Genomic DNA, 21,766 nt, shown 5'->3' with positions numbered 1-21,766 from the left:
GTCTCCACTGTATCAGTCCAGAGTTTTTAATCCATTGCGGATTTCTTTTATATTGAGAGGTAAAAAGGCCGCATCGTTAACAACGGCCTCCATGCCGTCTTTACTTAAAATGTAGCGTAGGAATTCTTCAACTTTTGGATCTACTTCGTGTCCCGGGGGGCGGTTAATGAATGCAGTGCTATAGCGCGTAAGTGGATAGTCGCGGCGCCATGCCATTTCCTTACTGGGGGCGAAGTAGGGCCCACCGTTCTTTTCTGCAAGAGAAATGCTTTTGACATTCGCATTTTCAAAAAGCACATTTGCAAATGCAATACCGTCAGGATCTTTAGCTAGTGCATTCAGGATATAGATGCCGGCATTAATCACATTACCGTCTGCAGTACGGCCATTGTCGAATTCGCGCAACTCTGGATTCCAACGATCACTTTCTTTGAGTACGGTGAGTCTGAAGAAACCCGCCATACCAGTGTCGAAATTATAGCCATACACATGCACTGGTCTATGACGCCAGGAGCCGCTCAAGCCAAGTTGTCCCCAGGTCCGGACAGGATGCTTTGCACCACGCTTACGTTCTACACCGTACAGTGCATCAAGTTGACTCAGGCTTAATTTGGATAAAGGATTTTTCTTGTTCACGTAGACCATCAGCGCAAAGGTTTTGTGCTGGGTTGCATAACTGCCGGAAGTTATCTTGAAGCCCGTTGGTGCATAGCCAAACCAATCTTCAAATGCTTCTATTTCGGGGTGGTAAGGCTCCCGGCCGATGAAAACAATATCTGCAATGTTGGCATACAGTCCGGCCATTGCCGCCTCGGTTCCTTTCATATTGGTCACAAAGCTGACGTCAGGCTGATGTTTTTGAAAACCATCCTGCCATGCCTGCATTAATTCGGGTATATATGGATTTCCCCATATGCGTATGGTTCCACTAACGGTTTGGTGCGCATGGTATGGTGATAGATTGGCCAGATAGTCCGGTTCTTTGCTATAGGCACTGTCGAAAGCGAGCACAATGGCAAACAGCAAAAAGGAGTGTATTTTCAATTAAGCTTACTCCGTTCTTGTGCCAAGATTTCTGGATTCAGAGGAAAATACTTGCCGTCGCGTTCGATGTCAGCCTGACCTTGTGCACTAAGAATATAACGCAAGTATTCTTTAATTGGCGGGGAGATTGTTTTCCCTTGCGTATGATTGATAAACATGGAAACGCTTCGGGTTAAGGGATAACTGCGCTGTGCCACAGATTCACGGGTAGGATAGATGTAAGGACCAATTTCGGTGATTGCCAGTGACAGCGGTTTAACTTGCGCATTTTTATAGACCATAGTTGACACGGCAATTGCATACTGGTCTTTCGCCAGTGCATCAAGAATTTTTTGACCCGGATCTGAGTGTCTGGGCACCGCATTGAATTCACGCAGGTTCGCTGTCCATTTCTGGCTACCACCCATCACAGTTTGCTCCAGGAATTGTGATTCCATTGAGCTAATTGCAGGAATATATACCTTGATGCTCTTGTTTTTCCATGCACCGATAAGGCCAAGTTCGCCCCATGTGTGTATCGGTTTTATGCTACGACGATGGTCTGCACTGATTATTGCGTCCAGTTGAGCTAGCGTTAATCTCTTCAGTGGATTATTGCTATGGACAAATACAAGCAGTGCAGGGTTATGATTTCGTACGTCGAGGCTGCCGGTAGCCACCACAATTTCAAAAGGATCCTGCTTGAAGATAGCCTGGTAGGCATCAAGCTCAATGGAAATTGGGCGGCGTTCAATCAATGCAACATCAGCTGCTCCCGTGTATAAACCACCAATTGCAGTAGAGTTACCTCTGAGGGTGGTTTGAAAATGTATATTCGGCTGCAACTGATGAAGGCCCAATTCCCAAGCGTCCATTAATGACGCCAGATAATTTTCATTTAAGCTGCCGTGCCCCCAAATGCGAATAAAACCACTGACAGGTTTATCTGCCATATATTCAGCCCTGGACTGTGCACAAGCGGTGAGTGAATCAAGAAGCAGTACACCACCAACCAGCAAAAACGAAAATCGTGGATAAGTCATTAGAATTTGGCGTTTGCTGTGAGATAGTACAAACGTCCGATAGGCGAATAACTTGCTGCATCGGCGTTGTTGTCAGTAAATGCCTGTGGAGAAAGAGGAGGCATTTTATTGGTGATGTTGTTGACACCAAACGCAACAGTCCAACCTTTGCCGTATTTGCCCATTAAATGTTCGCCGCTATAGGCAAGACGGATATCCCAACTGGAATATGAACTGACGTCCATAGGTTTTAAGGTGGTACTGGTTTCATACACCAAACCACCAGCACCAAGGTCAGTTACAGCTGACACATAGGTATTACCTATCGTAAGATCCCAGTTATTCTTTTTCCATCCGAAAACCGTATAGAAACGATACTTGGGCAAGGTTCCTTGTACGCCGGTGCCTCCATTGGTTGCAGTGCCAGCGTATTCATAAAATTTCTGATACGGTAAAGCCTGGAATTGATAAGACGAAAAAATTGTTCCTGCGGTGGAGATGGAGAATGCGCCTGCATCGGTAAGCATTTCATATTCAGCATTGATGCTGTATGACTTGACACGTAAGCCACCCAGGTTGGTAAAACGGTCGATTGCGTACACGTTGGTAGCATTGTTTGGGTCGGCTCGCAGATAATTACCTAATTCCCCGGGGGCTGTAAAAGCGATCGCACCTGGCAATCCAGGAAAATTACCCTTTGCCAGATTGGCAGAGAATGGGGAAGCGGAACCTTGCTGATCAACGCTTTGCAGAATATTGGTAAAGCCTATTCCTCCGGGATATCCGCGTTGTGATACGTCGTGGTACTCAGCCCCTAAGGTCAGTCCAGGTACGCTATTTGGCTCCCATGAAAAACTTAAAGAGCGCGTTTGCGATTTGCTGGCCTCCAGCCCGGGGTTGTTGCCATCTTCACCATTGAAACCTGGATTAGCAATACCAAATACCGTGGTAATGACGCTGCTGCCGACGGTACGTGTGTCAGTCGGCCCATACTTGGCGAACAACGTTGGCGCAGTATATGATTTTGAGTATGCGCCCCGAACCGTCAGTTCTGCGCTAAATGGCTGCCAGCGAAAACCTATCTTTGGTACGGTGGCTTCCCCCGCATCGCTGTAACGTTCGTAGCGATAAGCACCGACAAGGTCAAGTGCGTGCAGTCCAGGCAGTGCCCAAGTGGCACTCGTGATAGGTGCACGAAATTCTGCATAGACAGCGTCAACCGTACGGCTCTTGTCAAAGGCGTCTGCATAGGTCCCGCCTATCCATTGCTGTGCGGTGGCACCGGTATTGTTGCCGTTTGGATCGGTATGTGCTGAAAGGCTTTCCTTGCGCGAACTAATGCCTGCAGCAAACCCCAGCTTACCTGCCGGGAGTTTCATCACATAGCCATGTACTGAAGCATCAAACGAATCGAGTTGGCTAGAGGTATCGATCACTTCAGTCCCATAGACATTCGCCAGCGCTGCTACGTTGACTGCTTTACTGCGTGCGAAAGGGTCCAATGCTGGCTGCAATACCAAGGCGTTGTTCTTCGAGAAACCGCTGTATACTTTACTATACGCGCCACCTGCTACAGCATTGCCGTTGGCGTCGTATCCGCCAGCAACAGCGAGTGGAAGATTGGTTTTGTAGATGACATTCGATTGTCTTTGTTGCAAATCGTTTTGGCTGTGTACATAGGCGGCTTCCCAACCCCAACCGTCACCGAGATTGCTTCGTAACCCTATCGTTGCGCGCGAGGCTTCTGCGTCATTATTAAACTGGCGAGGTAGTGGCCAATACGCAAAATTCACACCAGAAAAGTTTGTATTCAGCGGATTTGATGGCGCACCAGCTGGCACCGTCAGCGTCGTAGTGATAGGCAAAAATTGAGTGAAACTCTTGTTTCTTGAAACCTCTACATCAGCAAACAAGCTTAATTTCTTCGGGATCAGGTCGCCAGTCAAGTTCGCGCTGAGCGCTCGCTGTTCTTGCTTTAACAGCAAGGTCTGGAATTGGGAAATATCATAGGTGTTAGCAATGCCAGCAGTACTTGCCGGCACGTAGGTACCGTTTGCAAAAAGGGCTGCAATTGAAGAGCTGATCGCGCTGGCACCTGTTGGATTGTTACTGCCGGGTGTATCAATGCTGGTCGCAAGTATTCCCGGTGATGCCCCGCCTATAGTTCCTGGCACCACAGAAATACGTCCAGTGATTGGTGTAGAGAATGGCCTTTGGCGTTGGTACAGTGGCGTGTTGCTTGATTCGCTGCCCGATACGGTCAGATTAAACGCACCAAGGTTTTTGCCGAGAGTGAAAGAAGTGGATTGTTCTGAATAATCATTCGCAGTAGCATAGCGGCCATTGAGTTCGGCCCCATCGTAATTCGATTTTAGAATAATGTTGACGACACCTCCGATGGCATCCGATCCGTAGATTGCCGATGAACCGTCTGGAAGAACCTCTATTCTTTCAATTGCTGAAGGTGGAATTTGATTCACGTCCACAAAAGCCTTACCGCCAATGCCAGCAATACTGCTGATTGCCAGACGGCGACCATTCACCAAAATTAACGTATCAAGGTTACGCAACTGCACTTGCGAACCGCCTGCAGTGTTCTGGTTGGTGTTGTTGGCATTGCTGCTGCCCGTATTGCCGCGCCCTTGAAATGATGGTATTTGTTTGCGTAAAATATCCAGTAGATTGGAACTAACACCAGTCTTGGCCATCTGTTCGGCATCAACCATTACTACGCTTACTGCAACTTTGTCGGGATCAACTGGCATGCTGGAGCCCGTAACTACGACTTGCTGTGTTTTGGTTTCGCTGGTTCCAGGTTCGGCTTGTCGGTCCTGTGGGGCTGCTATGGCAAAAATCGGGGAACCCATTCCAGTCGCCAACATCAAACTAGCAGTGAACGCCTTTTTCATTTTGGTACGGTTTTTCATTGTGTCTCCTTTTTTATATATTCAACCAATCACGCGGGGTGACAAGCCGTCTACTATTTCGCTGGTGCCATTATTAGTATGGTTTCCAGAATTTTTTTATGTTCTGAATGCGAAGTTGCGCTATAAAACTAAATCTAACCTGAATTGTTTCTGATTTTTTATGATTGATGGATTGATTCATTCCTACACCAGCAGGTGGCTACTAAGCTTTGGATCGACGGTTTTTTAACGAATGAGATGTTGTTTAAATGAGTCAGTGAGTGTTATCTGGCATTGCTTTCATACTGCAACGTGCACGACCAGTGACGTCAACGATGGATCCGGTTATCCGGTTTTGAAATTTCCTGTTGATTCGCACAAGGCATTTCGACGGTGATAGCAGACAGGTTAAACCATTGCTGCAAAGAGTAAATTCGAAGTGTGCGCACTACACCTGCAAGCGGCCTTCTTTGGGACTTTTGCGGAAATAGGCCAATGGAATTTGGTCAGCGACCCCACGCAGAACAGGACTCGACCCTCTCAATTCATCCAGCTTTGGGAAACCATCCCAGTTTCCAATACCCGAAGACATCTTGAAACTTGTGCGCAAGTCGCCGAGAGCGTTTCCATCTTGAGCAAGATTCTTGTAATTACGCATCATCCAGCGAGACAGGCCGTCAATCAATTAAGTGCTTCCACACTGTAAATATTGATGATTTGTAAAATTGGCAATAATATTGATGCCAGCCATAGAGCATAGGATTGAACATGTCCAACAGAATGGCAACGATTTTGTCGCAATTCAGCGGAAGGTATTTCCACGTATCATCTGTTGCGTAGTCTTGTCGACATGTTGATGATGGCGAGAGAGAAGTTCACGTAGACCTGACCATATTTGCCCACCATTTTGTGTCGCCGGAACGTATATCCAATAAATGTGCATTGCACACACGAGACTTTTTCCGGCCGATTGATGTCTTTACAGTATGCGATCTGTGTTTTTGCCGGATGGAGTTCGAACCCACACTGGCCGAAACGCTCGCCTGTCTTTGCCAATACAAACTTGGTTTGGACTAGACTTCGGTAGTGGACCATCCAGTCATTGGCGTCGCGGCTGAATTGTCCACTTGATAGATGGAGGTCTACCCAGCTATCGAAGGTGTGGTGCAGAAACGGATTGACCAGATGATGGGTTGAGGACACCACTGCTTGCAGCGTGCAGCAGGTCTTTCCCACAGGTGTGCCGACCTGCCTTGCATTGATGCTTTCGGTCAACGCTCTACGTACAACAGCAGTCAAGGTCATGCATCCAGTCTTATTCCCAACTACACTACCTCGCCACGCGCCATGGCGATTGCATCATATGCTGAGCACCCGGGCCTATACCATGCGTTTGTCCTGCTGGCATATCAAGGCACCCGGGAAATTTTTGCTATTCAGTCCCTATGAACTAGAAACGGTCCGTTGGAATCTTGACCCTTCAGTCGTACTAAAAACAGGAGCACGGATCATCCAAGCCGGTGAACAATGGCATCCGCAAATTGCCGTGTTGATGCCGTGCCCTTAAGATCACCGGTACGAATTTTGTCCTTGTTCAGCGTTTCGGCGATGGCAGTCCGCAGTCGCTGCGCAAGGTCAATGCGACCAACGTGTTCTAGCATCAGACCTGAAGCAAGCATCAACGAAATTGGATTGGCGATGCCTTTGCCAGCAATGTCCGGTGCAGAGCCATGCACGGCTTCAAATATTGCCGTGTCATTGCCGATATTGGCACCGGGTGCCATGCCAAGCCCGCCAACAAGACCTGCCAACTGGTCCGAAAGAATGTCCCCGAATAAATTTGTGCATAAAAGCATGTCAAACTGCCATGGGTTAAGCACCAACTGCATGGCGCAGGCGTCGACGATCATGTCATTCACCTGCACTTGATTTTCGTATTCCTGCGCTACTTCCCTGGCCGCTTCCAGAAAAATACCGGTCAGGGCTTTCAGGATGTTGGCTTTATGAACAATGGTGATTTTCTTACGGCCATTCTTTACTGCATAATCAAAGGCGAATCGTGCTATTCGCTTACAGCCATCACGTGTATTGACCCCGGTAGCAACCGCGACAGCCCGCGGATCGTCACCAATCGGAACATAGTATTCATGGGCCACATAAAATCCGCCCAGATTTTCCCGTACCAGCACCAAATCAATGTTTTCGTAACGGCCAGGAACCATAGTAAGGGCGGGCCGCACGTTGCCATAGAGCTGAAATTCTTCGCGAAGCCGAACGTTGGAAGATCGGAAGCCTCCGCCGACAGGTGTGGTCAATGGCCCTTTGAGCGCCAGTTTGTTCTTGCGGATGCTAGCGAGTGTTGCGGCTGGCAACGGATCGCCGCAACTGTCGATGCCAGCCATTCCAGCTTGTTGCAAGTCCCAGGCGAATGGCGATCCCAAAGCGTCCAGCACCTGAACGGTGGCCTCGACCACCTCAGGGCCAATGCCATCTCCGGGGATCAGTGTTGCAGGGATTTGGGACGATATAGTATTTTTCATAGATTTTTTTAAAGCTGTTTAATCGAATAAAACACGAATAAAACGGTACTTATTTTTGAAATTTTTTTGGCCTTAATTTATTTCAACTGAGACATGGCAAGCAGAGTGAGCGTTACAGTAATCGCACCGCCAATGCGCGTCGCAATCTGTGCAAACGGCATCATTTGCATGCGGTCAGCCGCCGTCAGAATCGCCACGTCCCCTGTGCCGCCCTGTCCACTGTGGCAGGCATTCACAAGTGCTGTCTCAATCGGATACATGTTCAGCCAGCGGCCAACCACGAAACCTGTAGCCATCAACGTCGCCACCGTCGAAATGATGGTGATGAGATTAAGTATGTTGAATGCCGATACCAATTTGTCCCATGGTGTCATCGACACACCAATGGCAAACAGTAGCGGATATGTCACCGCTGTGGAAAAGAATTTGTAGACAACGAAAGAGCCTTGCTGCAACTGTGGCGACACTGCGCGCGACAGCTTGAAAATCACAGCAATGAACAGCATGGCGACCGGCGCTGGGAAATCGAATAATTTGTAACACATCAGTCCGAACATATAGAGCGAGATTGCCGTAATGCCAGCAGCAGCAATATGATTAATATCCATATGACTGGGAAGTTCTTCCTCTGCCGGTTGCATGTCATCATGCTCGCCCGGCTGCAAACGACCGTTGCCGGTGAGATGTGGGTATCTTTTACCAACAAAGTTCAGCATACCGGCAAGAATGATTGCGGTCAGGCTGCCTAGCATTACCGGGGGCAGGACTTGTGCAAAGACATCGCCCTGTGCCTGATGCAAGATTCCGGAATAACCGATTGACAATGGAATAGCACCTTCGCCAACGCCGCCTGCCATGATCGGAACAACGATATAAAAGAACGTATGGTAGGTCCCCAGGCCAAGCATAGTGCCAACGGCAGTGCCGACAATACCGGCAGCAACAGAGCCAACGGCAAGCGGCACGAAAATCTTGATGAATCCCTTGATGAGAACCGTCCTATCCATACTTAAGATACTGCCGACGATAATCGAAGCAATAAATAGATAAAGAAAATTGGTCGATTTAGTGAAATCGACGACGTTCTTTAAAACCAGAGAAGGCAAGAGATGATTGAATGCCAGATAAGATGGAATGAACGTCGCAAAAATTGCCGCAGCACCGATATTGCGAACGAGGGGAATTCGCTTGCCCAATTCTGCGCAAGAAAAGCCGCCCACTGCCAACAGGGCGATCGATACCGAGATATCGGTTGGCACTTTGCCTGTAGCGACAAATCCCGCTATCAATGCCAGCAACAGCAGGAACACTGGCAACGGTATGATACCGATACGCATTTCCATCAATTTCCACCATCCGTATGGCCAGAATTTTTTGGATGTGTCGTCCTTGGCTTGTGGTATGAATTGCTCAATCGGTATGGTTTTCATTTCATCTCCTTCGATTTTAATATTTTGTACTTCCGATCGAATTAACCCCGTCTTCAAGCACGGAAGCTGCTCAATCGTCTTTGTCAGGAATACATCATCTTAGCTATCCCGTCGTGCCGATGAGACAGCTGCCATGAGTGGGATTTGACCAATCGGGACAGTACTCGCCAGCGCTGCTTGCATTTTCGGTTGCGTTGAATTTTGTCTCTATTATTTGGGACGTATGATCAGCCAAAAATCAAATATCGGCTGCGATTTTCCTTGAGTGCGTATCAGCGCAGATGAATAGTAGACGTGCTTAACTTTCATTTTGCCTACAAATTTTCTTTTTTTGTTCAAAGATGTTGAATAAGGTTCTTCAAATTGTTCAATCAAGAGCGCAAAGTTGTAGGCTATTAGAAGGGTCAGACGCTCTACAGTTGTCAACATAAATACACCGTATGGCGAAAGTAGTAATTGTGAATATCAGGTCAACATGCCCTGGAGCCTACATAAAATGTATAGCAAGGAGACATATCAATGAAGCCTGTGATCGTCAAAATTCTTGAGACCTGTTTACGATCTGTAGCGAGCGTCAGCGGGATCAGGGCAACATTCAGGGTAACTAAGCGTAGCGCAAAAAGCGCAATGTACTCTGGGTACATAAGCATGTTGAGCAGCACATGAGCCCCGGTCACACACGCTAAGCAAGATCGTAAACAGGTTCTTGGGTCTAAGAGGTAATCCTCAGATGCAGCCACGATAATCACAAAGGCAAACAGCGCTTCAAAGTCAGGAAGTACACCACTACCCGTAGAACCAGGTAGCAGGTGTAAGTCTTTGCAGGCCAGCTGTATACGTTTCCTCGCATGAAATGAAAATTGATGTTGGTTGAGGTCAGCCAGGAAGTGTATTCAGGGTGGCTGGCGAGCCTCTGTTCGGTATGAGGGATGAAATTGACGATCGCCTGAGTGGCTCTCGACTTGGACACCTGTTACCCAGGATTTTTCTGCCACGATAACTTTTTCTTCGTTGTTACAGAGGTGTCGGGGTGCTTGACGGTCACTTCGATTTGATGAGCAATCTGTTTTTCATACGCATATGTGTATGAAATCCTGGCCTTTTTTGGGAATCGTCCCGCAGCAAAAAAATGCTTTGGCCGTTTCAATTGTTCGTATGATAAAAATTACAAGGAACGTAACATGTTGAGCAATATAAGTATCAGATCTCGTCTAATATTTGTTTTTACTTTTCTCTCATTTCTATTGATTATTATCGGAGGTGCCGGCTTATATAGCCTGCGGTCGGCCAACACTTCTCTCCAGATTATATATGCTGACCGCATGGTCTCCGTTGGGCGACTGGATAGCGTTATCAAATCGATGCTGGACACACAAGTCAGGTTAGGTCAGGCCATTAGCGGCGACCCTGACCAATTTGGCGGAACCATGGACGCGATTGAAAAGAATGGAGCAGAAAGCAACAAAGTTTGGGCAGATTACGCGGCAACACCCTTAACGCCAGCAGAAAAGGAACTTGCCGACAAGTTTGTCGCGGAGCAGAAAGTGTTCTTTAAAGAGGGATTGAAGCCTGTGATCGCCGCAATGCTCGGCTCTGATGTCAAGCGCGCCGCAGATGTTTATCAGGGTAAGATGACTGAGACCTGGGGGCATGCAAGGGACACAATCAATGCGTTGATCCAGCTACAATTGGATGAAGCAAAAACCGCGTATGAGAAGTCGCAGCGGCTGTATACCATGTTCAACATTGTTTCTATCGGTTCTCTCGCATTGGGGCTGCTATTTTCAATGGTCTTTGGCGTATGGCTGATCCGTAGCGTCTCCAGACCTCTTGAATATGCGGTGCACATTGCTAGCAGTGTTGCAAGTGGAGATCTCTCACAACGCATTGACGTGGCATCACGCGATGAGACCGGAAAGCTCCTGATGGCATTGAAGAACATGAATGATAGCCTGATCCAGACTGTCTCGGGTGTTCGTACTGGAACTGAGGCGATTGCCACCGCTTCCAATCAACTCGCCGCGGGCAATTTGGATTTATCCGTTCGCACTGAGCAGCAGGCGGCTAATCTCGAAAAGACGACATCGTCTTTGGTTACATTGACTTCAACGGTAAAACAAAATGCAGGCAATGCCAAATTGGCGAATAAGCTCGTTCTTGCTGCCTCAGAATTCGCAAAGAAAGGCGGGCAGGTTGTGGGGGAAGTTGTGGGGACAATGGCTGCAATCCGGGAAAGATCTGGAAAGATTGTTGACATTATCGGCGTCATTGACGGCATTGCGTTCCAAACCAATATTCTGGCTTTGAATGCCGCCGTCGAGGCAGCGCGAGCAGGGGAGCAGGGGCGTGGTTTTGCAGTCGTTGCGACCGAGGTGCGTAATCTTGCCCAGCGTTCTGCATCTGCCGCCAAGGAAATCAAAGCGCTCATCAGCGATTCTGTTGAAACGGTCGGTGCTGGCAGCAAGCTGGTCGACGAAGCGGGCGCGACCATGGATCAGATCGTGATTTCGGTCGGACAGGTTGCCGATATTATGGGTGAAATTTCCGCCGCAAGCGAAGAGCAGCGTGTCGGGATCGACGAGATCAATTTAGCTATCGGGGAAATGGACAATGCGACACAACAAAATGCCGCGCTGGTAGAGGAGGCCGCCGCTGCTGCCACCAGCATGCGGCAACAGGCATCTAATCTGCTCCAGGCCGTTAGCGTTTTTCAGTTTGAACGCGACGCCGGGTCAGGCGACATTGCTAGCGTTTCAAACGATAAACGATCCGATACGTACATGCTCACCATGCAAGAAAAAGATTAATACTGACTGACAGGACTGGTCAATCAATCCCAAAGGTGTGGAGCGAATAGCCATGTATTGCGACATGTTTTGGAAGTGAAAATAGCTGCATGTTGCCGCTGACCGAAAATTGACCCACTTAAGAGGGTTCTGCTGATTCAAAACTGACCCAGGTGTTCTGCTTATCCTGCTTAATTTTTAGGCGGGAGACAAAAAGGTGATCACCATGGAAATGTTAGGAAAAATACGGCGGATGCATTTACGCGACAAACTGTCGCTGCACGAAATTGCGAAGCGCACAGGTTTGTCGCGCAACACGATACGGCGATGGCTACGCAATACCGAGGAAGCGGGCCCGCCAGCGTATGTCAGAACCGAAGCCCCCTGCAAGTTGACGCCATTTCACGCAACCTTCATTCAGGCGCTCAAAGCCGATTCCCACCGCACTAAGCAGAATCAGCGCACCGCCAAGGCGCTCTTCACGCTCATCCAGGCGGACTGGTTATGCTGGCGGCTACAGCCAGCTCACCGCCTTCATTCGCGACTGGCGCGGTGCCGAAGCCAATCACTCACACGCCTTTGTGCCGCTGAAATTTGAAATGGGCGAGGCGTTTCAGTTTGACTGGAGCGAAGAAGGCCTGGTGGTAGGCGGAATCTACTACCGGATGCAGATTTTGCATTTCAAACTGTGTGCCAGTCGGGCGTTCTGGTTGGTGGCCTGCCCCAGCCAGGGGCACGAAATGCTGTTCGATGCACACACCCGCTCCTTCAGTGCACTCGGTGGCGTGCCGCGCCGCGGCATCTACGACAACATGAAGACTGCCGTCGACAAGGTCAACAAAGGCAAAGACCGGGTCGTCAACAACCGGTTTGCCGTGATGTCAGCACACTATTTGTTCGACCCGGATTTCTGCAATGTCGCCTCCGGCTGGGGGAAAGGTGTCGTCGAGAAGAACGTTCAAGACAGCCGCCGTCGCATCTGGCTGGAAGCACAGAACCGGAAATTTGGCTCGTTCATCGAGCTCAATGCCTGGCTGAGTGAACGGTGCCAGGCACTATGGCGCGAAGTACGTCACCCAGAATACAAGGAATTCAGCGTGGCGGAAATGCTGGAGCAGGAACGCATTGAAATGATGCCAATGCCCACGCCTTTTGATGGCTATATGGAGAAACTGGCACGGGTGTCGAGCACCTGCCTGGTCAGCATCAGTCGCAATCGCTACTCAGTGCCTTGTTGTTCCACCTGATGTCCAAGCTCTATGAACATACCAGCGTGGTCACCATTATCGCTAGTCAGCAATACGAAAAAATTCAACAACTAGCGATCAAATTGATTGCACATAGCATGAAAAAAGTCGTCGATAGACCTGCCATCAATGTGCTAAAGCTCAGCTTTACAGTGCGTTTAAATTGTTGTGCATTTGATTGGCTACTTTTAAATGATAGGCGGCTTACGCCCCTAAGCCGCCTGTCGCGATATTACTCAGGAAGTGCCCCTTCAGCTTATTCAATCTTTGAGTGCAGGAAAAGGGGTGTTGCTGTTCAAAGCTGGAATCCTGGAAAACACCTCAGCCATGAAATCCATAAACACGACCGCCCGAGTGGGGAGCAGCCTGTTCGCCACATAGACGATTTGCACCGGGACGGGTGGAGCAGCATGACCCGTCAAGATAAACTGCAATCGACCGCTATTCAGCCCTTCCTCAAACAGCCATGCTGGTCCATGTCCTATGCCCAAACCTGCCGTGACCGCAGCACCGACAGCCTCGGGGGAGTTGACCCTGAGTCTGCCGGAGACCGGAATGTCAGTGTCCCTGAAGCGCCAGGTAGCCCCGGATGACAGCAGCGTGTAGATGACGCAGTCGTGGTCGCGTAGGTCATCCGGTGTCTGCGGGATTCCGCGTTTGGTCAGGTAGTCCTTGCTTGCAACGAAAACGCGGTCGTACCATCCCAGACGTCGGGCGCGCAGGGCGCTGTCCTCCAGGTGTCCGATGCGAATGGCGAGTTCGGTCCCTTCATTGACCAGGTCTACGTAACGATCGTTGAGCTGAAGATCCAACGTCAATTGGGGGTACCGCTCCAAAAACGTCGCCACGTGCGGCAACACGAACGCGTGTGCGAGCGCCGTCGGGCAGGCTACGCGCAAGAGTCCTGATGGCTCGACATTGTTCTTGAAGGAAGATTCGGATTCATCCACCGCATCTAGAATTCGCCGGATATCCGCGTAATAGCGCTCACCCTCAGGGGTCAAAGACAGCTTGCGTGTGGATCGGTGGAGCAGACGCGTCTGCAAATAATCTTCCAGCGCCGCCACATATCGACTCACGTTGGGTTGTCCTAGACCTAAGTCGCGCCCTGCAGCTGAGAAGCTTCCGGTTTCTACCGCGCGCGCGAAGCATGTCATTAAAAGAAATCGGTCCATGTTGTCACCATAATTCATGCGAAATTGGCATGGATTATATGCGAAAGCCTGATCTTATCAAATTTTGAGCATGAGTGCATCATTCTCCACATCGACTACATCGGTCGTCATTCATAGGAGAAATCAATGTCGCGCTTGCAAGGTAAACGTACTCTCATCACTGGTGGCACCAGTGGTATCGGGCTGGAAACCGCAAAGCAGTTTCTGGCGGAAGGTGCCCGCGTTATCGTCACGGGCGTCAATCCCGATTCCATCGCAAAGGCTCAAGCCGAACTGGGACCTGAAGTTCAGGTACTGCGCGCTGACTCGGCCAGCGTTGCGGCACAAAAGGAACTGGCACAAGCCATCAAGGATCACTACGGACAACTGGACGTTGCCTTCCTCAATGCCGGAGTATCCGTGTGGCAGCCAATCGAGGAATGGACGGAAGAGATGTTCGACCGCTCTTTCGACATTAACGTCAAGGGGCCTTACTTCCTGCTACAGTCACTGCTTCCGATCTTCGCGAATCCCGCCTCCGTCGTGCTCACCACTTCCGTCAGCGCGCACGCAGGCGCAGACCGCTCATCCGTGTATGCCGCAACGAAAGCTGCATTCCTGAACATGTCGAAGACACTTTCGACTGAATTGCTGGGACGCGGCATCCGAGTTAACGCGGTCAGCCCCGGACCGGTCGAGACACCGCTGTACGACAAGCTCGGCATTCCCGACGTGTACTGGGAGCAGGTCAAGAAAGAGATAGCGGCTAGCATTCCGCTTGGTCGCTTCGGTACGGCCGACGAGGTGGCCAAAGCAGTGCTGTATCTGGCTTCCGACGAGTCGCGCTGGACGGTGGGCACTGAAATCGTAGTTGACGGTGGCCGTCTGCTGAACGGCTAAGCGTCGTACCTTCGCCCACGCACAGGAAGCAGTGGTGTGCCGACCTACAGCACCCCCTGTTTCCTTCTCTTAAACATCTAAACCCCACTTCACTATGACTAAGCTTACTCTGATAAGTCACCCGCTGTGCCCCTTCGTTCAGCGCGCCGCGATCGTTCTTCTTGAGAAGGGCGCTGAATTCGATCGGATAAATGTTGATCTTGCCGCGAAGCCAGACTGGTTTCTGGCACTATCGCCAACCGGCAAGGTGCCGTTGCTCAAGGTGCGCCAGGTCAACACGGATGACGCAATCTTGTTCGAAAGCGTCGTCATCTGCGAGTACCTCAACGAAACGCAAGGCGGCGGGTCTATGCACCCCGTCGATGCGTTGCTTCGCGCCCAGCACCGTGCGTGGATCGAGTTTGCTACCCTGACGTTTGCTGATGGCTGGCAGTTTCTCCACGCTCGCGACTTTTCAACCGCCGACGCCAAGCGTACGGCGTTTCGCGAACGGCTCGGCAAACTGGAGGCGGCTATGAGTGAAGGGCCATTTTTTTCTGGTGCCACCTTTGGCATGGTCGATGCGGTATACGCGCCTCTCTTCCGTTACTTCGGGATTATCGATGCGCTAATCGCGCATCAGATCTTCGATGGTCTTCCGCGCGTTTCGGCCTGGCGCACGGCGCTTGAAGCGCGCGTAAGCGTGAGGGATGCTGTTGTCGAAGATTATGCCGATCTTTTCATGACGCATCTCCGCGAGCAAGGGGCACTGATCGCAGTCACCTAAACACGCATTGACTGTCTATTTGCTTTGGTGCCCGGTGATTCACCGTCTGCAATGTCTGCTGTTGGCCGATGGCGGCCAATTCCTGCTTTGTAGTGTGCTGAAGCGCTCCGTTCATCGTCCACTAAGCACCGTGACACCAAAATAAAAAGGGCTGGGGGAATCACCAGGCTGCTACGGACATACGGCTAGGAGGTGTTGCGCCCTCCCAAAAAACGGGCTATATCGTAATCTTGGAATGATATCGTGCGCTATCGTATATGGCTTCAAAACTCAGTCGAAGCATTTATGTATAAGATTATTTTCAGGGTGTACAGTTTTTGCGTGTGGGGAATAAAAGCGAGTAGGCCAGTGATAGTGCTCAAAACCAAATTGAGTCTCTCTTACAGCAAGTCTTGCCCCAAGCTTTATGCCACGAATTAGAACAATTTGAGCTGATTTTCCGTTGGCAATATTTGTGGAGTGTCCAAAACACAAGATGCGCATCAGCGGGTAAAATCAAGATCCGCCATTTGTCAAAGACAGTTCATTTAGAAATTTTATTTCCGGATTGATCCAGTCTCCCAATCCAAAATCTTGAGATTTATGTTTTTCATTTTCTAATACTTTCCTCAGTTCGTGGCTACGTTTGATATTTGCAGCAGAAGGTTTTTTATCCATAGATATAACCTCCCATGAGATTGGACTTGCGTTGAGCGTTTCTTTCATTTTATCGTAGGCGACACGATAACTTTTGCTTAAACGCAAGAATAACCAAGCCCAATCATCTGCGGTAAAAAGATGTTCTTTCTCAGAAAGTGCAAAAGGACTTTTGTCTTTTAATAGCGGAAGGGGCAGTTACCCATTTATTTTGTTTCGTGCAGATGTATTCATTATTGTTATAAGATTTGCAGCTAGATTTGTAGCTTGATAAAAATTTATTTACCTTTCTATCACATCAAAATAATATCGTACTGTTCCTGATGAAACACATTCTCCACTTGCAGTGAAATCGGCTTGCCAATGAAGTCACCAAGCATGGCCAGATGCTGGGATTCTTCTTCCAGGAACATATCAACCACGACTTGCGAAGCCATGATGCGGAATTCACGCGGGTTGAATTGTTTGGCTTCGCGCAGCAGCTCGCGCAGGATTTCATAGCAGATGGTACGGGCGGTCTTGACCTGGCCTTTACCATTGCAGGCAGGGCAGGGTTCACACAGGACGTGGGCCAGTGATTCACGGGTGCGCTTGCGCGTGACTTCGACCAGGCCGAGGGCAGAAAAGCCGGATACGGATAGCTTGGTGCGGTCGCGTGATAATGCCTTGTTCAATTCTGTCAGTACGGCGGCTTTGTGCTCTTCATTCTCCATATCAATGATGTCGAGAATGATGATGCCACCCAGATTTCGCAGGCGCAGCTGGCGGGCGATGGCGTGGGCGGCTTCCAGATTGGTTTTGAAGATAGTGTCATCGAAATTGCGACCAGCGACAAAGCTGCCAGTGTTGACGTCGATGGTGGTCATGGCTTCGGTCTGATCGACGATCAGGTAACCACCTGATTTCAGATCCACGCGACGGCCCAGCGCTCTTTCGATTTCTTCTTCGACGCCATGCAGATCAAATAGCGGGCGTTCACCGATATAGTGCTGCAATTTGCCAAGTACCGACGGCATGTAACGAGTCGCAAATTCTTGCAGCATGATGTAATTTTCGCGCGAATCGACTTGTATGCTGCTGGTTTCTTCGTTAACGAAATCACGCAAGACACGTTGTGCCAGGTTCAGATCCTGATACAGCAAAGTGGTCGGCGGCTGAGTCTTGGCCAGTTGCAGTATGGTAGACCAGGTCCGGCGCAGATAATCGACGTCGGCTTTCAGGTCTTCGTCAGAGGCATCTTCTGCCATGGTACGGACGATGAAACCACCTTTTTCGTCGCTTTGCTGGAGGCTTTGCACTTTTGCACGCAAGGCTTCACGTTCGGCTTCATTCTCAATTTTTTGTGAGATACCAATATGTGAATCTTGCGGCAGATAGACTAGCATGCGGCCAGCAATCGAGATTTGTGTTGAAAGCCGGGCTCCCTTGGTACCGATAGGGTCTTTCACTACTTGAACGGTCACTGATTGGCCATCGAACAAGAGTTTTTCGATCGGAATCAGCGGCGCATTGGTATTGCCGTCTTGCGGGCGGGCGTCCCAGATATCGGCCACATGTAAAAAGGCAGCACGTTCCAGCCCGATATCGATGAAGGCAGATTGCATGCCGGGTAAAACCCGCACGACTTTGCCCAGATAGATATTGCCGACCAGGCCGCGTGACAAGGTACGTTCTATATGGAGTTCTTGTACTGCACCCTGAAACATCAGGGCAACCCGGGTCTCTTGGGGAGTGATATTGATGAGGAGGTTTTCGCTCATGGACTTCTCAAAGACTTTAACTGTTAGGGAATAATGATACCGGCCTGACGTAATAACTGGCAGGTTTCAAACAAGGGTAATCCCATGATGCCAGAATAACTGCCTTTGATGTGTGAAATAAAACGGGCAGCTCCGCCTTGTATGCCATAACCTCCAGCTTTGTCATAGGGTTCATTACTCTGGCAATAGGCCAGTATTTGTTGCTCGTCAAGGGGGGCAAAGCTGACATCCGAACATTGTGTTACGGCGACACTGCCCTTGCTGGAATGTACAGCGATGCTGGTCAATACCTGATGGGTTTGCCCGGATAGCAGTTGCAGCATGCTGACTGCCTCTTGCAGATCAGCGGGTTTGCCCAGGATTTGCTGGCCCAGCACCACCGTTGTATCTGCAGCCAGTACGGGGCGTGGCAGCAATTTGCGCATATGCATGGCTTCCCAGGCTTTGTCTGCTTTTTCTTTGGTGACGCGACTGACATAAGCTTCCGGTGCTTCACCAGGCAAGACAATTTCAGTCACATCTGGTCCGCGCGGCGGGGCATCGCGTAATAATAGCAAGTCAAAATCTATGCCAACCTGGTGCAGCAATTCACGGCGTCTGGGGCTTTTGGATGCGAGATAAATTTTATTTTCGCGGAGCATATTCTTGTCCTTGCGTGTTTTGATCACACTCTGTGGTAGGGGTGGTTCTGGGTAATTGACCAGGCACGATACAGCTGTTCTGCCAGCAGCACCCTGACCATGCCATGTGGCAGTGTCAGGCTGGAGATGCGTATCAGCGTATCGGCTCTGGCCTTGAATTCAGCATCCAGGCCATCGGCACCGCCGATGACAAAAACAACATCGCGGCCTTCTTGCTGCCATTGTGTCAGGTTTTGCGACAGAGCGACGCTGGTCCAGTCTTTTCCTCGTTCATCGAGGGCGACAATACGGGCATTCTTGGGAATGACAGCTTCGATTTTTGTACGTTCCAGTGCCATCACAGTTTCTGCAGTTTTGCTGCCCGAACGTTCTACTGGCTTGATTTCTTTGAGCAGCACACGGCATTCCGGCGGCATACGCTTGGCGTATTCCTGAAAGCCGGTTTCTATCCAGGCTGGCATTTTGTGGCCGACGGCGGCGATGATTAATTGCATGTCTTATCGTATCTTGAAACTTGGTCTGCTTAATTTGCTGAATCTGCTTAAACAAATGGCTGCACCAGGCAGCCATTTGGATCGGATCTTTAACAGAATTATTCCTCTGTTTTTTTACGGGCTGGCGCGCGTTTTGTTGGTGCTGCAGCTGCTGACGCGCCACGTTTTTCGGCTGCCTGTTTGGCTGAAGCCACTGCGGTCTTTGTCGCTGCCACTTTGACACGGCCGCCAGTCGGTATTTTGGCTGGTTTGGCTGGCTTGGCTGCGCCATCGGCGGCTTTGCGAGCTGCAGGTTTACGCGCAGGCTTGGCATCGGCTTCGCCGGTTGTCTTGCTGACGCGTGGCTTGCGTGCCGGTTTCTTTTCATCATCCAGCGTGGTCTGGATCGCCATCATGTCATGGGTGACTTCCAGTGGAGCAGCCTTGCCAGCAGTTTTACGTGCAGCGCGTTTAGGCTTGTCACTTTCTTCTTCAGCATCAGCTTTTTTAGCGGAAGTACGCTTGGCTGCGCCAAATTTCACGGGTTTATCGCCCCAGAGTTCTTCCAGACGGTAGTAGGCACGGATGGCCGGTTGCATGATATGGACGACGATGTCACCCAGATCGACCAGTACCCACTCGCCGGTTGCTTCACCTTCCATGCTGACGATAGTGCCACCGTTTTCCTTGACTTTGTCACGTACCGAGGCTGCCAGTGCCTTGGTTTGGCGGTTGGATGTGCCTGACGCGATACAAACGCGGTCAAACAGGCTGGTCAGATGGGTGGTTTCGTATAATTGTATGTCTTGTGCCTTGACGTCTTCCAGAGCGTCAATGACCAAGCTTTGCAGTTTTTTAATATCCATATTTTATTGGTAAATAGTTTGTTGTTGTAAGTAGTCTAGCACCTTGTGCGGGACTAGCAATCTTGTTGTCGGGTTATGCTGTTTTAATTCTGTACGTAGTTGGGTAGCAGATACATCTTGTGCAAGGTTTCTTTCCAGGTAAGTGCCACCGGCTGGTCGTGAGCGCATTTCCATGGCACTGACGGCATTTTTCTTCCAGATATCAGCAATGTCGGGACTGCTGATATCCAGGCTAAAACCAGGGCGGGAAGCAGCACAAAGATGTGCTACATCAAGCAAGGCTTGCCAATTGTACCAAGTATGCAAATTTTGCAACTGATCTGCCCCCATGGCAAAGACCAATGATGCCTGCTCACCAACTTCAGTACGTAGCTGGTGTAAGGTGTCTATGGTGAAATTACTTTTGCCCTGTTCTGCCCGGATAATTTCCTGCTCGTCTATCCTGACAGGGCAGAGTTGCCAGTCTTCAAAAGCCAGTTCCAGCATGGCTAGCCTTTGTTTTGTCGTTGCCTGGAACTCATTTTTTTGCCATTGCTGACCAACCGGGATGATGCGTAATTCATCCGGCCGTAAAGCCGATGCCAGGCTGTGGGCAAGGGCGATATGTCCCAGATGTACGGGATCAAAGCTACCCCCCAATACCAGGATGCAAGGATTTGCAGCAGTGTCTATACCCATTCCTTGTGTACCAGAAAGTCCGTTGCCAGTTTTGCTTCCGGGCTGCCAGCCTCCGGTTTCCAGTCATAACGCCATTTGACGATGGGTGGCATGGACATCAGTATGGATTCTGTCCTGCCACCAGATTGCAGACCGAAATGCGTACCACGGTCAAATACCAGATTAAATTCCACATAGCGACCACGACGATACGCCTGGAAATCCCGCTCACGTTCGCCATATACCAGGTCTTTACGCCTTTCCAAAATCGGGCGATAAGCAGGGATAAAGGCATCACCGACGCTGCGCATCATAGCAAAACTGCCTGCAAAGTCGACTTCATTGAAATCGTCAAAGAAGATACCGCCAACGCCACGGGCTTCCTTGCGGTGTTTCAAATAAAAATATTCGTCACACCATTTTTTGAAGCGGACATGTAAATCTGCCCCAAAAGGTTGGACTGCATTTTTACAGGTTTGATGAAAATGCACTGCATCTTCTGTAAAACCGTAATAAGGTGTCAAATCCATACCGCCGCCAAACCACCAGACATCTTCCTGCCCTTCGGCATGGGTGGTGAAAAAGCGTACATTCATATGTACGGTAGGGGCATACGGGTTGCGTGGATGCAAAACCAGTGATACTCCCATGGCTTCCCACTGACGACCCGCCAGTTCAGGGCGGCTGGCAGCGGCAGATGGCGGCAGGTTTTTACCCATGACATGTGAAAAATTCACACCACCACGTTCAAATACCTTGCCTTCTTCTATCACGCGCGAAATACCACCCCCGCCTTCAGGGCGTTCCCAGCTATCGGTGATGAAAGTATGGCCGTCAACTTCTTCCAGAGCCGCGACTATACCAGCCTGCAGGCCCAAGAAGTAATTTTTAACCGCGAGTGTATCTGTCATTCTGCTATCTACTCTAAAAAACGCAAGGGGCTGGACCCAGTATCGTGT

At 49.9% G+C, this 21,766-nt stretch carries 18 protein-coding genes and 1 pseudogene; 4 read left to right on the top strand and 15 right to left on the bottom strand.

What is annotated here, in order from left to right; genetic code table 11:
• Positions 1-12: 12 nt before the first annotated feature.
• The 7 genes from AC1RVX_RS23375 to AC1RVX_RS23345 form a co-directional block, all read right to left on the bottom strand.
• The gene (locus tag AC1RVX_RS23375) at positions 13-1,044 is read right to left on the bottom strand and encodes a PstS family phosphate ABC transporter substrate-binding protein (protein WP_493218987.1); all 1,032 of its coding nucleotides are present in this window, start codon (positions 1,042-1,044) and stop codon (positions 13-15) included.
• Entirely contained in the window at positions 1,041-2,066 is a 1,026-nt protein-coding gene (locus AC1RVX_RS23370; protein ID WP_493218986.1) for a PstS family phosphate ABC transporter substrate-binding protein, read from the bottom strand. The genes AC1RVX_RS23375 and AC1RVX_RS23370 overlap by 4 nt, the downstream gene beginning before the upstream one ends.
• Positions 2,066-4,972 (bottom strand): TonB-dependent receptor plug domain-containing protein, encoded by a 2,907-nt coding sequence (locus tag AC1RVX_RS23365; RefSeq protein ID WP_493218985.1) that lies wholly within the window; start codon positions 4,970-4,972, stop codon positions 2,066-2,068. Before AC1RVX_RS23365 ends, AC1RVX_RS23370 begins: the two co-directional genes overlap by 1 nt.
• A gap of 656 nt (positions 4,973-5,628) precedes the next feature.
• Complete coding sequence (locus AC1RVX_RS23360; RefSeq protein WP_493218984.1) at positions 5,629-5,721, bottom strand: group II intron maturase-specific domain-containing protein; 93 nt, start codon at positions 5,719-5,721, stop codon at positions 5,629-5,631.
• A gap of 55 nt (positions 5,722-5,776) precedes the next feature.
• On the bottom strand, positions 5,777-6,256 hold the full coding sequence (locus AC1RVX_RS23355; protein WP_493218983.1) for an RNA-dependent RNA polymerase family protein: 480 nt from the start codon (positions 6,254-6,256) through the stop codon (positions 5,777-5,779).
• Positions 6,257-6,459: 203 nt separating this feature from the next.
• Entirely contained in the window at positions 6,460-7,491 is a 1,032-nt protein-coding gene (locus AC1RVX_RS23350; RefSeq protein WP_493218982.1) for an isocitrate/isopropylmalate dehydrogenase family protein, read from the bottom strand.
• A 77-nt stretch (positions 7,492-7,568) separates the two neighbouring features.
• On the bottom strand, positions 7,569-8,921 hold the full coding sequence (locus AC1RVX_RS23345; protein WP_493218981.1) for a 2-hydroxycarboxylate transporter family protein: 1,353 nt from the start codon (positions 8,919-8,921) through the stop codon (positions 7,569-7,571).
• A 1,181-nt stretch (positions 8,922-10,102) separates the two neighbouring features.
• On the opposite strand from AC1RVX_RS23345, the gene AC1RVX_RS23340 reads away from it, so the two are divergent.
• Positions 10,103-11,728: a methyl-accepting chemotaxis protein gene (locus AC1RVX_RS23340; protein WP_493218980.1), complete on the top strand. Its 1,626-nt coding sequence runs from the start codon at positions 10,103-10,105 to the stop codon at positions 11,726-11,728.
• Positions 11,729-11,933: 205 nt separating this feature from the next.
• A pseudogene (gene istA / locus AC1RVX_RS23335) lies at positions 11,934-12,942 on the top strand (IS21 family transposase); the annotation flags it as partial.
• Between the two features lie 272 nt (positions 12,943-13,214).
• Here istA and AC1RVX_RS23330 read toward each other — a convergent pair.
• Positions 13,215-14,129: a LysR family transcriptional regulator gene (locus tag AC1RVX_RS23330; protein WP_493218979.1), complete on the bottom strand. Its 915-nt coding sequence runs from the start codon at positions 14,127-14,129 to the stop codon at positions 13,215-13,217.
• Between the two features lie 126 nt (positions 14,130-14,255).
• Between AC1RVX_RS23330 and AC1RVX_RS23325 the strand changes: the two genes are divergently transcribed.
• Together AC1RVX_RS23325 and AC1RVX_RS23320 are read left to right on the top strand one after the other, a co-directional pair.
• Positions 14,256-15,008 (top strand): SDR family oxidoreductase, encoded by a 753-nt coding sequence (locus AC1RVX_RS23325; RefSeq protein ID WP_493218978.1) that lies wholly within the window; start codon positions 14,256-14,258, stop codon positions 15,006-15,008.
• 94 nt (positions 15,009-15,102) lie between these two features.
• A complete protein-coding gene (locus AC1RVX_RS23320) occupies positions 15,103-15,774 on the top strand; it encodes a glutathione S-transferase family protein (RefSeq protein ID WP_493218977.1) in 672 nt (223 codons plus the stop codon).
• A gap of 495 nt (positions 15,775-16,269) precedes the next feature.
• Here the strand turns inward: AC1RVX_RS23320 and AC1RVX_RS23315 are convergent, their stop codons facing one another.
• The 7 genes from AC1RVX_RS23315 to hemF form a co-directional block, all read right to left on the bottom strand.
• On the bottom strand, positions 16,270-16,431 hold the full coding sequence (locus AC1RVX_RS23315) for a hypothetical protein (protein WP_493218976.1): 162 nt from the start codon (positions 16,429-16,431) through the stop codon (positions 16,270-16,272).
• Positions 16,432-16,703: 272 nt separating this feature from the next.
• Positions 16,704-18,170, bottom strand: coding sequence for a ribonuclease G (gene rng, locus AC1RVX_RS23310; RefSeq protein ID WP_493218975.1), 1,467 nt, complete (start codon positions 18,168-18,170; stop codon positions 16,704-16,706).
• 23 nt (positions 18,171-18,193) lie between these two features.
• Positions 18,194-18,811, bottom strand: coding sequence for a Maf family protein (locus AC1RVX_RS23305; RefSeq protein ID WP_493218974.1), 618 nt, complete (start codon positions 18,809-18,811; stop codon positions 18,194-18,196).
• Positions 18,812-18,834: 23 nt separating this feature from the next.
• Positions 18,835-19,305, bottom strand: a complete 471-nt coding sequence (gene rlmH / locus AC1RVX_RS23300; protein WP_493218973.1) for a 23S rRNA (pseudouridine(1915)-N(3))-methyltransferase RlmH — start codon at positions 19,303-19,305, stop codon at positions 18,835-18,837.
• Between the two features lie 98 nt (positions 19,306-19,403).
• The gene (gene rsfS, locus AC1RVX_RS23295) at positions 19,404-20,150 is read right to left on the bottom strand and encodes a ribosome silencing factor (RefSeq protein WP_493218972.1); all 747 of its coding nucleotides are present in this window, start codon (positions 20,148-20,150) and stop codon (positions 19,404-19,406) included.
• A 3-nt stretch (positions 20,151-20,153) separates the two neighbouring features.
• Complete coding sequence (nadD, locus tag AC1RVX_RS23290; protein ID WP_493218971.1) at positions 20,154-20,828, bottom strand: nicotinate (nicotinamide) nucleotide adenylyltransferase; 675 nt, start codon at positions 20,826-20,828, stop codon at positions 20,154-20,156.
• Complete coding sequence (gene hemF / locus AC1RVX_RS23285) at positions 20,819-21,718, bottom strand: oxygen-dependent coproporphyrinogen oxidase (RefSeq protein WP_493218970.1); 900 nt, start codon at positions 21,716-21,718, stop codon at positions 20,819-20,821. The genes nadD and hemF overlap by 10 nt, the downstream gene beginning before the upstream one ends.
• Positions 21,719-21,766 lie beyond the last annotated feature (48 nt).

The sequence above is a fragment of the Undibacterium sp. GW821-FHT11B02 genome (genome assembly GCF_058808955.1).
Note: the sequence above shows the minus strand (reverse complement) of the source record. Positions and strands in the feature narration are given on the sequence as shown.

Coding starts and splice junctions, on each gene's coding strand:
- AC1RVX_RS23340 (WP_493218980.1), top strand. CDS start 10,103: ATGTTGAGCAATATAAGTATCAGATCTCGTCTAATATTTGTTTTTACT.
- AC1RVX_RS23330 (WP_493218979.1), bottom strand. CDS start 14,129: ATGGACCGATTTCTTTTAATGACATGCTTCGCGCGCGCGGTAGAAACC.
- AC1RVX_RS23315 (WP_493218976.1), bottom strand. CDS start 16,431: ATGGATAAAAAACCTTCTGCTGCAAATATCAAACGTAGCCACGAACTG.
- AC1RVX_RS23370 (WP_493218986.1), bottom strand. CDS start 2,066: ATGACTTATCCACGATTTTCGTTTTTGCTGGTTGGTGGTGTACTGCTT.
- rng (WP_493218975.1), bottom strand. CDS start 18,170: ATGAGCGAAAACCTCCTCATCAATATCACTCCCCAAGAGACCCGGGTT.
- AC1RVX_RS23325 (WP_493218978.1), top strand. CDS start 14,256: ATGTCGCGCTTGCAAGGTAAACGTACTCTCATCACTGGTGGCACCAGT.
- AC1RVX_RS23345 (WP_493218981.1), bottom strand. CDS start 8,921: ATGAAAACCATACCGATTGAGCAATTCATACCACAAGCCAAGGACGAC.
- AC1RVX_RS23320 (WP_493218977.1), top strand. CDS start 15,103: ATGACTAAGCTTACTCTGATAAGTCACCCGCTGTGCCCCTTCGTTCAG.
- AC1RVX_RS23365 (WP_493218985.1), bottom strand. CDS start 4,972: ATGAAAAACCGTACCAAAATGAAAAAGGCGTTCACTGCTAGTTTGATG.
- AC1RVX_RS23360 (WP_493218984.1), bottom strand. CDS start 5,721: ATGTTCAATCCTATGCTCTATGGCTGGCATCAATATTATTGCCAATTT.
- rsfS (WP_493218972.1), bottom strand. CDS start 20,150: ATGGATATTAAAAAACTGCAAAGCTTGGTCATTGACGCTCTGGAAGAC.
- nadD (WP_493218971.1), bottom strand. CDS start 20,828: ATGGGTATAGACACTGCTGCAAATCCTTGCATCCTGGTATTGGGGGGT.
- hemF (WP_493218970.1), bottom strand. CDS start 21,718: ATGACAGATACACTCGCGGTTAAAAATTACTTCTTGGGCCTGCAGGCT.
- AC1RVX_RS23305 (WP_493218974.1), bottom strand. CDS start 18,811: ATGCTCCGCGAAAATAAAATTTATCTCGCATCCAAAAGCCCCAGACGC.
- AC1RVX_RS23355 (WP_493218983.1), bottom strand. CDS start 6,256: ATGACCTTGACTGCTGTTGTACGTAGAGCGTTGACCGAAAGCATCAAT.
- AC1RVX_RS23350 (WP_493218982.1), bottom strand. CDS start 7,491: ATGAAAAATACTATATCGTCCCAAATCCCTGCAACACTGATCCCCGGA.
- rlmH (WP_493218973.1), bottom strand. CDS start 19,305: ATGCAATTAATCATCGCCGCCGTCGGCCACAAAATGCCAGCCTGGATA.